This window comes from Aciditerrimonas ferrireducens (genome assembly GCF_023130475.1).
In the GTDB taxonomy this organism is placed as follows: Bacteria; Actinomycetota; Acidimicrobiia; order Acidimicrobiales; family UBA8190; genus Aciditerrimonas; species Aciditerrimonas ferrireducens.
Genome location: NZ_JAKHEX010000017.1, coordinates 27,909 through 40,840 on the forward strand (window position 1 = coordinate 27,909; position 12,932 = coordinate 40,840).

Sequence of the window (12,932 nt, forward strand, 5' to 3'; positions counted from 1 at the left end):
CTCCCGGATCCAGGTCTTGGCCACCTCGAGCCCGTCGGCCAGGACCGCCTCGGTGACCTTCGGGGCCCCCTCGGCGTAGAACCGGAAGGAGTCCTCGGTGCCGCCGGCCTCGACCATCATGATGGCGATCTCGCTGTCGGGCTCCTCCGAGAGGGCCCGGCCGGCGACGACCAGCTCGAAGCAGGAGGCGTCCCCCTCCTGGTAGGTGGCGTGGGGGATCCAGCGGCCCTCGGTGGACCAGGCGATGCGGACCGCCCCGATGGGCCCGTCGAAGGGGATGCCCGAGACCATGAGGGCCGCCGAGGCCGTGTTGATGGCCAGGACGTCGTGGGGGTTCATGAGGTCAGCCCCGAGGATGGTCCCGACGATGTGGACCTCGTTGCGAAACCCCTTCGGGAAGGAGGGCCGCAAGGGCCGGTCGATGAGCCGGCAGGTGAGGATGGCCTGGTCCGAGGCGCGGCCCTCCCGGCGGAAGAAGGAGCCGGGGATCTTCCCGGCGGCGTACATCCGTTCCTCGATGTCGACCGTGAGGGGGAAGAAGTCGGTCCCTTCCCGGACCTTGCGGGCGGCAGTGGCGGTGACCAGGACCATGGTGTCCCCGATCCGGCCCACCACGGCGCCGTCGGCCTGGGGGGCCAGCTTCCCGGTCTCGAAGGTCATGGTCTTCGTCGTCCCACTGACCGGGGCCGACACGACGATGGCGTCCGGCATGCGCTCTCCTCGGTTCTTCGAGCGGCCAGGTCCGGCGCCAGTTCCCAGTCGTCGACCTCCTCCCGGCACACTCTTGGGAGGAAACCGGCGACTGGCAGCTGACCACCGGCCGGTGCCGCATCCTGGTCCCGGGCTCTGCACCCGGGTCTGTCGGGCGGCGGAGCCGCCCAGCCGCCTGGCCGTCGTCGACGGCCCGCCGCTTAGCGACGGATCCCGAGCCGGCTGATGATGCTCCGGTAGCGCTCGACGTCGTTGGCCCGGACGTAGTCCAGCAGCCGACGACGTCGACCGATGAGCATCATGAGCCCCCGCCGGGTGTGGTGGTCGCCCTTGTGGACCTTCAAGTGCTCGGTCAGGTGGGCGATGCGCTCGGTCAAGAGCGCGATCTGCACCTCAGGCGAACCGGTGTCCTTCTCGTGGAGCCGGTACTTCTCGATCGTCGTCGTCTTGTCGGGCATGTCGGGCAACGGCCTCGGTGTGCTCGAGGAGCCGACTGGCGCCGGCCCCGGTTCCAGGCGACCGGGTCCTGACCCAGCCGCCTGGAGCATAGCAGCAGCGCTGGGACCAGGACCGACGGCACGCGGGCTGGTGCACCCCGGCCTAGGGGCCGGCGGTCGCCCCCGGCGGCGACCCGACGAGAGGATCGGGCGGGGCGTCTTCGGCCAAGCGCTCGGCGGCCCAGCGGGCGTCCTCGACCATGGCCTGGCGGAGGGCCGCGGTGTCGGCGAAGCGCTCCTGGGGACGGTGCCGTTCCACGAACCGCAGCCCGAGCCGTTGCCCGTAGAGGTCGCCGGCGAAGCCCAGGAGGTGGGCCTCGAGGAGACGGGTGGCCCCGGGGCCGTAGAAGGTCGGTCGATCCCCGACGGAGACCACCGCCGGAAAGCAGCCGGCCCCCTCGGGGAGGTCGGCCCAGCAGGCGTAGACCCCGTCGGCCGGCACGGCGAGGCCAGCGGGGGGCAGGAGGTTGGCGGTGGGCATCCCGAGGGCCTGGCCTCCCCGGCGGTCCCCAGGGACGACCGGACCGGCCAGCCGGTGGTAGCGGCCCAGCAAAGCGGCGGCTTCGGCGACCCGCCCCTCGTGGACCAGCGCCCGGACGCGGGTGGAGGAGACGGGCTGGCCCGAGGGGTCTGTCGCCAGGGGCCACCCGACGACCTCGAATCCCTCGACGGCCCCCAGTTCCCGGAGGAGGGCCACGTCGCCCTTGCGACCGTGGCCGAAGCGGAAGTTCTCCCCGACCACCACCTGGCGGGCCCGGAGCCCCCGGACCAGCACCTCGCTGACGAACTCTTCCGCGCTCTCGTTGGCCCGCTGCTCGTCGAAGGGGAGGACGACGACGAGGTCCACCCCGGTCGTGGCCAAGAGGGCCAGCTTGTCTTCGAGGTCGGTCAAGAGGGGCGGCACCCGGTCGGGCCGGAGGACCGCGGCAGGGTGGCGGTCGAAGGTGAGGACCACCGAGGCGAGGCCTGCCTCGCTGGCGCGTCGGCGCGCCTCGCCGATCAGCGCTCGATGGCCCAGGTGCACCCCGTCGTAGGTCCCGACGGTCACCACCGACCCCGACAGCCCTGCGGCCCCCTCGAGACCCCGGAGGACCTCCACCTCGGCGAGCCTATCCGGCGGCCACCTGCTCGCCGGCCGGCTCCAGGACGCAGGCCGGCCGGAGGCGATCCCCGTCGCCGGCCTGGTAGACGGCCAGGAGGACGCCCTCGGGATCGAGCACCCCGAAGGGCCCCTCGCCTCGGGCGCCGACCACCACCCGGTCGAGGGGCCGGCCGTGGCGGACCCGCTCGGCCAGGGCCCCGTCGACGACCACCCGGTCGAGGTCCCGGGCGGCTTGGGCGGCGCTGAGCAGGCGAGCGGGTCCGACTTCGTCGAGGGAGAGGGCCTCCTCCACCCCGAAGGACCCGACGGCCAGCCGGCGCAAGGACCGCAGGTGGGCGCCGCCGCCCAGGGAGCTCCCGAGGTCGGCGGCCAGGGAACGGACGTAGGTGCCCGAGGAGCAGGCCACCTCGATGCGAAAGACGCCCGCCTCGGCCGTGGGGGCCACGGTGAAGCGGTCGACCCGGACGCGCCGGGGCGGCCGGGGTACCTCCAGACCCTGGCGGGCCAGCTCGTGGAGCCGCCGGCCCCCGACCTTGACCGCCGAAACCATGGGCGGCACCTGCTCGATCAGGCCGGTCAGGCTGGCCGCCGCCGCTTGGACCTCGGTCAGGGAGACGTCCCGCATGTCGAAGCGAGCCGTCACCTCGCCCGAGGCGTCCAGGGTGGTCGTTGCCACTCCCAAGACGACTTCGCCCTGGTAGACCTTGCCCAGCCCTCCGAGGAAGCGCAGGAGTCGGGTGCAGCGACCCACCCCGACGAGCAGGACGCCGGTGGCGTCGGGGTCCAGGGTGCCGGCATGGCCGACCCGCCGGGTGCCCAGGACCCGCCGGCAGCGGGCCACGACGTCGTGCGAGGTCATGCCGGCCGGCTTGTCGACCACCAGCACCCCGTGGAGGCCCGGCTGCGGCTCAGCCATCGACCGGTCCCTCCCCGGCCGGGTCCTGCCCGGCCGACCCCAGGGGCGCCTGGCCGGAGCGGAGGGCCCGGAGGATCCCCTCGACGGTGGCCCCCTGGCGGACCGCCGGGTCCTCGGCGAAGGCCAGCTGGGGGGTCCGCTTGAGCCGGACCTGCCGGCTGATGGCTCGCTGGAGCTCGACCCGGCAGTCGGCGAGGGCCTCGGCCGATCCGCTGGGCAGGGAGGCCAGGAAGACCGTGGCGTGCCGGAGGTCCACCGTGGTGTCCACGGCAGTCACCGTCAGGAGCCGCAGGCGCTCGTCGGCGTCGGACCGCCGCTCGATCTCCTCGGCCAGGACCTCCCGCAGCACGGCGTTCACCCGGGCGGTCCGGGGGTAACGCCGACCGGTGTCGAGCACCCGACGCTGGGCGCCCATGGGCATCCCCTCCTCGTCCTCGGCTCGGGCCGCTGGTCGGCCAGCACCCGGGGCCGGGCTTCGTGGCCGACTTCAGGTCCGAGGGATCTCCCGCTCCTCGTAGGTCTCGATGACGTCGCCCTCCTTGAGGTCCTGGAAGTCCGAGAGCCCGATGCCGCACTCGAATCCGGCCTGGACCTCGCGCACGTCGTCCTTGAACCGGCGGAGCGACGAGATCGACCCCTTCCAGATGACCACCCCGTCCCGCAGGAACCGGACCTTGGAGCCCCGGGTGATGACCCCGTGGCGGACGTAGCAGCCGGCCACCGCGCCGACCCGGGGGACCCGGAAGACCTGCCGGACCTCGGCCTCGCCGGTCACCACCTCCTCGACCTCGGGCGCCAGCATGCCGACCATGGCGGCCTCGATGTCCTCGAGGAGCTTGTAGATGACCTCGTAGGTCCGGATCTCGACGTCCTTCTCCTCGGCCAGTTCCCGGGCCCGGCGGTCCGGGCGGACGTTGAAGCCGATGATGGTGGCGTTGGAGGCCGTGGCCAGCTGGACGTCGTTCTCGGTGATCCCGCCCACGCCCCGGTGCACGAAGCTGAGCTTCACTTCGTCGCGCTCGAGCTTGCGGAGGCTCTCGGTGATGGCCTCCAAGGTGCCCTGCACGTCGGCCTTCAGGATCAGGTTCAGCGACGCGGTCTCGCCCCGCTGGATCTGCTCGAAGAGGTCCTCCAGGCGGGCCCCGGGAGCAACCGGCGCGGGGGCGTGGCCGGCGGCGCGGTGGCGCCGGGCCCGCGCCTCGGCGATGGTCCGGGCGGTGGCCTGGTCGGCGACCACCCGCACCTCGTCCCCGGCCGAGGGAGGCTCGGAGAAGCCGAGGACCTGCACCGGCGTCGACGGCGGCGCCTCCTTCACCTGGCTGCCCCGGTCGTCCAGCATGGCCTTGACCCGGCCCCATGCCGAACCGGCGACCACGGCGTCGCCCACTCGGAGGGTCCCACGCTGGACGATGACCGTGGCCACCGGGCCCCGACCGGTCTCCAGCTTCGCCTCCAGCACCACGCCTCGGGCTCGACCCTCGGGACTGGCCCGCAGCTCCTCGACCTCCGCCACGAGCAGCAGCTGCTCGAGGAGCTCGTCGATGCCGAGGCCCTGGAGTGCGGAGACCTCGACCACGATGGTGTCCCCACCCCAGGCCTCGGGAACGAGGCCGTGCTCGGAGAGCTGCTGCATGACGCGGTTGGGGTCGGCATCGGCCTGGTCGATCTTGTTGATGGCCACCACGATGGGTACCCCTGCGGCCTTGGCGTGGTCGATGGCCTCGACCGTCTGGGGCATGACCCCGTCGTCGGCCGCCACCACGAGCACCACGATGTCGGTCACCTGGGCCCCCCGGGCCCGCATCGCGGTGAAGGCCTCGTGGCCCGGGGTGTCGATGAAGGTGATCCGCTGCCCGTTCACCTCGGCCTGGTAGGCCCCGATGTGCTGGGTGATGCCCCCGGCCTCGCCCTCCACCACCCGCGTCTGGCGGATCCGGTCCAACAGGAGGGTCTTGCCGTGGTCCACGTGCCCCATGACCGTGACCACCGGCGGACGGGGCCGCAGGTCCTCCTCGGGGACCTCGTCGTCGTCCTCGAAGTACCGGGCCTGGAGCTCAGCCTCCTGCTCCTCCCCGGGGTCCACCAACCGGACGTTCGCCCCGAGCTCGGCGGCGAACAGCTCGATCATGTCGTCGGTCAGGGGCTGGGTGGCCGTGACCACCTCGCCTTGGAGGAACAAGAACCGGATGACGTCGCCCGCCGAACGGTTGAGCTTCGGACCCAGCTCCCGGGCCGTGCAGCCCCGTTCGACGATGATCTCCCCTTCGGGCACCGGCGCGTTCGACGGCGTGTAGGTCGTCAGTTGGGTCGGCTCGAGCTCCTCCATGCTCCGGCGCCGACGCCGGGGTCGACGCTGTGGTGCCCGTCCCCGGCCACCGGGCCCGCCCCGCAGGACCGGCGGGGGACCGCCAGCGGGACGGCCGCCGAAACCGCCGCCAGGCCGGCCGCCCCCGAAGCCGCCCCGGGGACCGCCGACCCCACCGGTTCGGGGGCCCGCCCCACCAGGGCGCGGCGCGCTGGGCCGTCCACCGGGAGTTCCCGCGGGCCGACGACCAGGCGGCGGCGGGATCGGCCGGCCCGAGGGCGAGCGCGGCGGGCCAGGCGGCGGCGGAATGGGCCGACCCGACGGGCTGAGGGGCGGGCGGGCCGGACGAGGTGGCACGCCACCTGGACGGGCCGGAGCCCCGGGACCCGCCGCTGGGGAGCCTGCCGGAGCCGGTCGGGGCGGAGCCCCGGGACCCGCCGGGCGCCCGGCCTGGGCGGCCGGTGCGACCGGGGGGCGTTGCCCTGCCCCCGCCCCGGGCGCCGGCCGCGCCGGCGCTCCGGGAGCCCCCGGGGACCCAGGGGAGCTGGTCGGTTCGGTCGAGGGCTTCGGGGCTGTCGGCGCAGCGGGCCCGCTGACCGGCCGGGGACTCGTCGTTCGAGGCAGGGCGCTCCCACCCGGGCTCGTCGGCCGGCCGGTCCCGGTCACTTCGCTGGCCGGCCGACTCGTGACCACCCGGGAACCGGGAGCAACCTGGCGGCCCGGCGAGGAGGGTGCCTCGCCCGCGCCGGTTCGCGTCGGACCGGCTCCGGGCAGCAGGCTGCTCCCCTGGCCGCTCGGGCGCTCGACGTTCGGGGCGGGACGCGACGGCTGACCGGCGCCCGGCGGCGCCGAGCCAGTGCCAGGTGCCGGCGCTGGCCCAGCCCCGTCAGCGGCCGGTCCCGCCGCCGGCTGGGCCGGGGTCGCCGACGCCTCGGCGGTCGGTGCTCGACGCAACCCCTCGCGGTCGGCTTTCCGGCGCACCCGGTCGGCCTGGGCGTCCTCGATCGACGAGGAGTGGCTCTTCACGCCGATGCCCAGCGACAGGCAGAGGTCCAGGGCCTCCTTGTTGGACAGGCCCAGCTCCTTGGCCAGCTCGTACACGCGGATCTTCTTCGGCACCGGCTTCTACGATCCTTCTGCTTCGACGATCAGGGGCCCCGGGGGAGCCCAGCGCCCTATCCTCCCACACTCTTCCGCCCGGCCCGCCCGCCGAGCCGACCGCCAGCTGCTCGGCCAACCGCTCCTCGGCCCCCGGCGCCGGCTGGCGGCGCAGCGCTCGGGGGAACGCCTTGCGGGAGCGGGCCCTGGCCAGGCACTCGGGCCGGTCCCGGCAGAGCCAGGCTCCCCGACCAGGCAGGGACCGGCCGACCTGCAGCTCGCCTTGGCCGTCGAGGACCACCCGCAGCAGCTCCTCGACCCCTCGGACCCGGCGGCAGCCGATGCAGGTGCGCTGGGGGCCTATGCCGAACCCCCTTCGGAGCCCGCCGCCTGTCCGGGGACCTCGGCTGGCGCTTCGCTCGAATCCCTCTCGGGGGCATCGGCGGGCACCGCCGACTCGGCCTCGTCGGACACCGAACTGGCCGCGGCGTCCCACTCGGCGGCCGAGAGGGCCGCGCTGCCGTCCGCAGGTTGCCAGACCATGTCGCCGGACTCGGTCTGGACCCACTCGCCCTCGGCCCAGTCCTCGCCCTCGCCGGCTTCCTCGGCCGCCACTTGGCTCTCGCTCTTGATGTCGATCCGCCAACCGGTCAGCCGGTTCGCCAGGCGGACGTTTTGGCCCTCCTTGCCGATGGCCAAGGAGAGCTGGTAGTCGCCGACCACCACCGTGGCCACGCCCTGCTCCTCGTCCAGCCGGACCTCCCGGACCCGAGCCGGTTGCAGGGCGGCTTGGATGAAGGTCGCCGGATCGGTCGAGAAGGGCACGACGTCGATCCGCTCACCCCGCAGCTCGTTGATGATCATGCGGACCCGGGACCCGCGAGCCCCGACGCAGGCCCCCACGGGATCGACGTTGGGGTCGTTCGACCAGACCGCCACCTTCGTCCGGTGCCCCGGTTCCCGGGCCATGGCCTTGATCTCGACCACGCCGGCCGAGATCTCGGGCACCTCGAGCTCGAAGAGCCGCTTGACCAGGCCCGGGTGGCTGCGGCTGACGACGATCTGGGGACCCTTGGTGGTCTTGCGGACCTCCACGATGTAGGCCTTCAGGCGAGCCCCGTGCTCGTAGCGCTCGAAGGGCACCTGCTCGGCCTGGGGCAACAGCGCCTCGACCTTGCCCAGGTCCAAGAGGGTGTAGCGGTTGTCCGTCTGCTGCACGATGCCGGTGACGATGTCGCCCTCCCGGCCGGCGTACTCCTCGTACTTCAGGTCCCGCTCGGCCTCCCGGATCCGCTGCAGGATGACCTGCTTGGCGGTCTGGGCCGCGATCCGCCCGAAGTCGGCCGGGGTGTCGTCCCACTCCCGGACCACCTCGCCGTTCTCGTCCAGCTCCTGCCCGTAGACCCGGATCTCCCCCGACTCGGGGTCGATGGTGACCACGGCCTCCTCGGCGGCGCCCGGCCGTCGCTTGTAGGCCGCGACCAGGGCGTTCGCCAGGGCGTCCAGCAGCGTGTCCACGGAGATCCCCTTCTCCCGGGCGATCTGCCCCAGGGCGTCGAGGAACTCGAAGTTCGTCTTGCTCATGGCGTCCTCACCGTCTCCCTCGCGTGGGGCTCCCCGGCCCCTGGCCCCCGCCTCTGCGCCCCCCGGCCGTCCCCGCCCGGCGGCGGGGCCCCGTCGGGGACCCTGCCCCGTCCCCGGTCGCCGGGCCCCACTCGAAGACCGTCCGGGCCCGCTCGACCTCCTCGTACCGCAGGACCTGCCGGCCATCGGGCAGCTCCGGTCCCTCCAGGACGAACCCGGTCTCGTCCGCCCCGGTCAGCCGACCCCGCAGGCGCCGCTCCCCGGTCGCCGCCTCGGCGAGGAGCCGCACGCTCACCACCTCCCCCACGGCCCGCTGGAAGTGCCGCGGGGTCCGAAGCGGCCGCTCCAGGCCCGGGGTGGTGACCTCCAGGGTGTAGCGCTGGCCCGGGAACGGGTCCTGCCGGTCGAGGACCGCCGAGACCGCCCGGGTCGCCTCGGCCAACCGGTCGAGATCGGCGGGCTGCTGGGCACCGTCCACGACCACCCGAAGGAGGCCGGGGCGCCGCTCGACCTCGACGAGCTCCAGGCCGATCGCACCCACGGGCGACGCCAGGACCGCCTCGATGCCCTCGTCGCCCACTGCCTCACCTCCCCAGGTCGGTCACGCTCCTCGCTCCGTACCCGATGCGCTCGGGCCCGCCCCGCAGCGGGGAGCCCTGGAAAGCAGAAGCGTGGGCCGCCAGCCCACGCTCCCACGACACCCTCACCACTGAACGGCTCTGCGAGCTTAGCACGATGGCCCTGCACCAGGGCCCCGTCCCCGGACCGAGACGGCCCGCCTAGCATGACGGGACCATGGCGCCCCCCTCCGTCCTGACCCCCCGAGCCCTGGACTTCCCGCGCTGGTACCAGGAGGTCGTGGCCAAGGCCGAGCTGGCCGAGGGCGGCCCGGTGCGCGGGACCATGGTGATCCGGCCCTACGGCTACGCCATCTGGGAGCGCATCCAGGCCGAGCTGGACCACCGGATCAAGGCGCTCGGGGCGAAGAACGCCTACTTCCCCCTGCTCATTCCCGAGTCCTTCCTGCGGCGCGAGGCCGAGCACGTCGAGGGGTTCAGTCCGGAGCTGGCGGTGGTCACCCACGGGGGCGGCAAGGCCCTGGAGGAGCCGGTGGTCATCCGGCCGACCAGCGAGACGATCATCAACGCCTCCTTCGCTCGCTGGATCCAGAGCCATCGGGACCTGCCCCTGATGGTGAACCAGTGGGCCAACGTCGTCCGCTGGGAGCTCCGGCCCCGGCTCTTCCTGCGGACCACCGAGTTCCTCTGGCACGAGGCCCACACGGCCCACGCCAGCGCCGAGGAGGCCGCCGCGCTGGCCCGGCGGGTCGTCCGCCAGGTCTACCAGGACCTCTGCGAGGAGATCCTCGGCATCCCGGTCCTCGTGGGCCGCAAGACCCAGCGGGAGCGCTTCGCTGGGGCGAGCGCCACCTGGACCTGCGAAGCCATGATGGGCGACGGCAAGGCCCTGCAGATGGCCACCAGTCACGAGCTGGGCCAGAACTTCGCCAAGGTCTTCGACATCACCTTCAGCGACGAGTCCGGCGAGCGGCGGCTGGTCTGGCAGACCTCCTGGGGGGCCTCCACCCGCCTCATGGGCGCCCTGGTCATGGCCCACGGGGACGACGCCGGCCTCCGCCTGCCCCCTCCGGTCGCCCCGGTCCAGGTCGTGGTGCTGGTGGCCCGGGCCGGCGAGGGGGTGGCCGAGGCCGCCCACCAGCTCACCCAGGACCTCGAGCGAGCCGGGGTCCGGGCGCAGCTCGACGACCGTCCCGAGCCGTCCTTCGGGCGCCGGGTGGTGGACTGGGAGCTCAAGGGGGTCCCCTTGCGTGTCGAGCTCGGACCCCGGGACCTCGCCGAGGGCCGAGCGGTCGTCGTCCGGCGGGACCAGGCCGGCAAGGCCTCTTTGCCCCTCGGCCAGCTGGCCAGCGAGGTCCCGGCCCTGCTCGACCAGGTCCACCAGGGCCTCCGGGCGGCCGCGGCCGAGCACTTGGCCGGCCGGACCCGCCGGGTCGAGGACCTGGCCGGGGTCCTGGCCGCCGCTCGCGAGGGGTTCGCAGCCGTCCCCCTCGACGCCCTCGGTGACGAGGGGGAGACGGCGCTGAACGCCGAGGGGGTCACCGTCCGCCTCGTCCGCCGGCCCGATGGCCAGCTCCCGGCAGACGAGGATCCCCCGGCTGCCCTCGAGGCGGTCTGCGCCCGGGCCTACTGAGACCGGCCCTCGGCAGCGCTGGCGGGTCCGGCCTCCTCGGCGACCAGCTCCCGGATCCGGGCGATCCGCTCCCCCGACCGGTTGGCGTCCTGCCCCTTGACCTCGAGCAGGGCCCGGCGGTCGGCCTCGGCCTCCTCGGCCGCCCCGGCCTCGGCGGCCGCCAGGCGGGCCTCGACCCCCTCGGCCACCAGCCGCTCGGCCTCGGCTACCAGGGCCTCGACCATCTGGTCCTCAGGGACCACCCGGACGATCTTGCCCTTGATGAACAGGTGGCCCTTGTGCCGGCCGGCGGCGATGCCCAGGTCGGCCTCCCGGGCCTCGCCGGGGCCGTTGACCACGCAGCCCATGACCGCCACCTGCAGGGGGATCTGGCGCTCCTCCAGGGCCCGCTGGGCAGCGGCCGCCACCCCGATGACGTCGATCTCGGCCCGCCCGCAGCTCGGGCAGGCGATGAGATCGAGGCCCTTGCGCTCCCGCAGCCCCATCGCCTCGAGGAGCTGCCGGCCGGCCCGGGCCTCCTCGACCGGGTCGGCGGTGAGGGAGTAGCGAATGGTGTCCCCGATGCCCTCAGCCAAGAGGGTGGCGATCCCGGCGGTCGCCTTGATCAGGCCAGCCGGCGGGGGGCCGGCCTCGGTCACCCCGAGGTGGAGGGGGTGGTCGAAGGTCTCCGAGGCCAAGCGGTAGGCGGCGATCATGAGGGGAACCGAGGACGCCTTCACCGAGATCTTCACGTCGAAGAAGTCCACCTCGGCGAAGAGCTCGAGCTCGCGGCGCGCCGACTCCACCAGGGCCTCGGGGGTGGCCCCGCCGTGGCGCTTGGCGATCTCGGGGTGCAGGGAACCGGCGTTCACGCCGATGCGGATCGGGACCCCCCGGTCCCGGGCCTCCGAGGCCACGAGCTTGATCTCGGACTCCTTGCGCAGGTTGCCGGGGTTCAGCCGCAGTCCCTGCACGCCCGCCTCCAGGGCCGCCAAGGCCATCTCGTGGTGGAAGTGGATGTCGGCCACGATGGGCACCGGCGAGCGGGGCACGATCTGGGCCAGGCCCTCGGCCGCCTCGGGCTCGTTGCAGGTGCACCGGACGATGTCGGCCCCGGCAGCCGCCAGGGCGTAGATCTGGCTCAAGGTGCCCTCGACGTCGGCCGTCTTCGTCGTGGTCATGGACTGCACCGAGATCGGTGCACCTCCGCCGACCGCGACCTTGCCGATGTGGATCTGCCGGGTAGGCCGACGCTCGGCCACCGTCACCACTGGGCGGGTCATGGGCACCTCCTGGGTCTGAGACGGCCCGGCCGCCCTGCCTCGGCTCAGCCGAAGGGGTTGGCGACCGGATGGGTGATGTCGAGGAAGACGGCGGACCCGACGAACACCACCAGGAACAGGATAAAGGCGTAGGCCACCGGCGCGAGCTTCGTCACGTCCGCCCGGTACGGCCGGCCCCGGCGGCTGCGGAGCCGTTCGTAGACGGCAATGGCCACGTGGCCACCGTCCAGGGGCAGCATCGGAAACAGGTTCGCCATGCCCACGAAGATGTCGATCGAGACCAGCACGGCGATCAAGGCGCCGGGGCCAGCGGCGGCCGCCTGGGAGGCGGTGCGGACGGCACCCACGATCGACTCCGGACGGGTCCCGGCCTGGGCGGCTCGGGCCGCGGCCTTGGCGTTGCCCAGCTGGTTGAAGAAGCTGGCCAGGCCGTGGGGCGAGAAGGTGGTGCCGATGGCGTCGGAGGTGGCGGCCACCACCTGCCAGAGGTCCTGGGCCGCTCCCCCGACGGCCCGCACGGGGTTCTCGGTGGCGCTCAGGGGGCCGACCAGCACCCCGATCCGGCCCTCGGGCCGAGCCCGGCCCGGGACGCGGACCGCCGCAGGCGTGACCGTGACGTGCTCGGTCCGTCCGTCGTGCCTGACCAGCAGGTGGAGGGGCTGGCCGGGATGGTCGGTCACCACCTGGACCAGGGCCTCGGCGCTCCGCACCGGCTTCCCGGCCACCGCCAGGACCTGATCGCCGGGCCGCAGGCCCGCTGCCGCAGCCGGATCCATCCCCTTGGCCAGGGGTGCGATCTGCAGGATGCCGACGGTGCCGGGTTGGGTGACGCCGACGAAGGTCAACAGCCCCCAGAGCAGGGCCAGGGCGAGCAGGCCGTGCATGGCCGACCCGGCCACCGCCACGAGCAGCCGACGGGGGAAGCTCTGGGAGCGGTAGGCCCGGGGCTCGTCGGCCGGGTCCACCTCCTCGAGGTTGGACATCCCCACGATCCGGACGTAGCCGCCGGCGGGAATGGCCTTCACCCCGTACTCGGTCTCCCCCCGCCGCACCGACCACAGACGGGGGCCGAACCCCACGAAGAACTCCGTCACCTTCATGCCGGTCCACTTCGCTGTCAGGAAGTGGCCGAGCTCGTGGAGCATGACCATGCCGGCCAGGGCCACGATCACCACGAGGAGGTCCGTCAGGTGGACGGCCACCGCGAGGGCGCAGACCGCCCCGACCACGACGGCCAGGCGCACGA

At 73.7% G+C, this 12,932-nt stretch carries 10 protein-coding genes and 2 pseudogenes; 1 reads left to right on the forward strand and 11 read right to left on the reverse strand.

What is annotated here, in order from left to right:
* From Acit_RS09725 to rimP, 9 genes and pseudogenes are all read right to left on the reverse strand, one after another.
* Nucleotides 1–711: pseudogene (locus Acit_RS09725) on the reverse strand (polyribonucleotide nucleotidyltransferase); the annotation flags it as partial.
* Nucleotides 712–911: 200 nt separating this feature from the next.
* Entirely contained in the window at nucleotides 912–1,169 is a 258-nt protein-coding gene (gene rpsO / locus Acit_RS09730; protein ID WP_248108603.1) for a 30S ribosomal protein S15, read from the reverse strand.
* Between the two features lie 142 nt (nucleotides 1,170–1,311).
* Complete coding sequence (locus Acit_RS09735; protein ID WP_248108560.1) at nucleotides 1,312–2,307, reverse strand: bifunctional riboflavin kinase/FAD synthetase; 996 nt, start codon at nucleotides 2,305–2,307, stop codon at nucleotides 1,312–1,314.
* A gap of 10 nt (nucleotides 2,308–2,317) precedes the next feature.
* Nucleotides 2,318–3,226 (reverse strand): tRNA pseudouridine(55) synthase TruB, encoded by a 909-nt coding sequence (gene truB, locus Acit_RS09740; RefSeq protein WP_248108561.1) that lies wholly within the window; start codon nucleotides 3,224–3,226, stop codon nucleotides 2,318–2,320.
* The gene (locus Acit_RS09745; RefSeq protein WP_248108563.1) at nucleotides 3,219–3,641 is read right to left on the reverse strand and encodes a ribosome-binding factor A; all 423 of its coding nucleotides are present in this window, start codon (nucleotides 3,639–3,641) and stop codon (nucleotides 3,219–3,221) included. Before Acit_RS09745 ends, truB begins: the two co-directional genes overlap by 8 nt.
* A 72-nt stretch (nucleotides 3,642–3,713) precedes the next feature.
* Entirely contained in the window at nucleotides 3,714–6,650 is a 2,937-nt protein-coding gene (gene infB, locus Acit_RS13960; RefSeq protein WP_376746043.1) for a translation initiation factor IF-2, read from the reverse strand.
* 127 nt (nucleotides 6,651–6,777) lie between these two features.
* Nucleotides 6,778–6,993: pseudogene (locus Acit_RS13965) on the reverse strand (YlxR family protein); the annotation flags it as partial.
* A complete protein-coding gene (gene nusA, locus Acit_RS09760) occupies nucleotides 6,990–8,213 on the reverse strand; it encodes a transcription termination factor NusA (protein WP_248108565.1) in 1,224 nt (407 codons plus the stop codon). The gene nusA and the pseudogene Acit_RS13965, both read right to left, overlap by 4 nt.
* 7 nt (nucleotides 8,214–8,220) lie before the next feature.
* A complete protein-coding gene (gene rimP, locus Acit_RS09765) occupies nucleotides 8,221–8,793 on the reverse strand; it encodes a ribosome maturation factor RimP (protein ID WP_248108567.1) in 573 nt (190 codons plus the stop codon).
* 215 nt (nucleotides 8,794–9,008) lie between these two features.
* Between rimP and proS the strand changes: the two genes are divergently transcribed.
* Nucleotides 9,009–10,424, forward strand: a complete 1,416-nt coding sequence (gene proS, locus Acit_RS09770; RefSeq protein WP_248108569.1) for a proline--tRNA ligase — start codon at nucleotides 9,009–9,011, stop codon at nucleotides 10,422–10,424.
* Here proS and ispG read toward each other — a convergent pair.
* Together ispG and Acit_RS09780 are read right to left on the reverse strand one after the other, a co-directional pair.
* Entirely contained in the window at nucleotides 10,418–11,686 is a 1,269-nt protein-coding gene (gene ispG, locus Acit_RS09775) for a flavodoxin-dependent (E)-4-hydroxy-3-methylbut-2-enyl-diphosphate synthase (protein WP_248108571.1), read from the reverse strand. The genes proS and ispG overlap by 7 nt on opposite strands.
* Before the next feature lie 44 nt (nucleotides 11,687–11,730).
* Nucleotides 11,731–12,930, reverse strand: coding sequence for a M50 family metallopeptidase (locus Acit_RS09780; protein ID WP_248108574.1), 1,200 nt, complete (start codon nucleotides 12,928–12,930; stop codon nucleotides 11,731–11,733).
* Nucleotides 12,931–12,932 lie beyond the last annotated feature (2 nt).

Bases quoted from the DNA above. Each gene is read 5' to 3' on its own strand.
- rpsO (WP_248108603.1), bottom strand. From the start codon at position 1,169: ATGCCCGACAAGACGACGACGATCGAGAAGTACCGGCTCCACGAGAAG.
- truB (WP_248108561.1), bottom strand. From the start codon at position 3,226: ATGGCTGAGCCGCAGCCGGGCCTCCACGGGGTGCTGGTGGTCGACAAG.
- Acit_RS09745 (WP_248108563.1), bottom strand. From the start codon at position 3,641: ATGGGCGCCCAGCGTCGGGTGCTCGACACCGGTCGGCGTTACCCCCGG.
- nusA (WP_248108565.1), bottom strand. From the start codon at position 8,213: ATGAGCAAGACGAACTTCGAGTTCCTCGACGCCCTGGGGCAGATCGCC.
- proS (WP_248108569.1), top strand. From the start codon at position 9,009: ATGGCGCCCCCCTCCGTCCTGACCCCCCGAGCCCTGGACTTCCCGCGC.
- ispG (WP_248108571.1), bottom strand. From the start codon at position 11,686: ATGACCCGCCCAGTGGTGACGGTGGCCGAGCGTCGGCCTACCCGGCAG.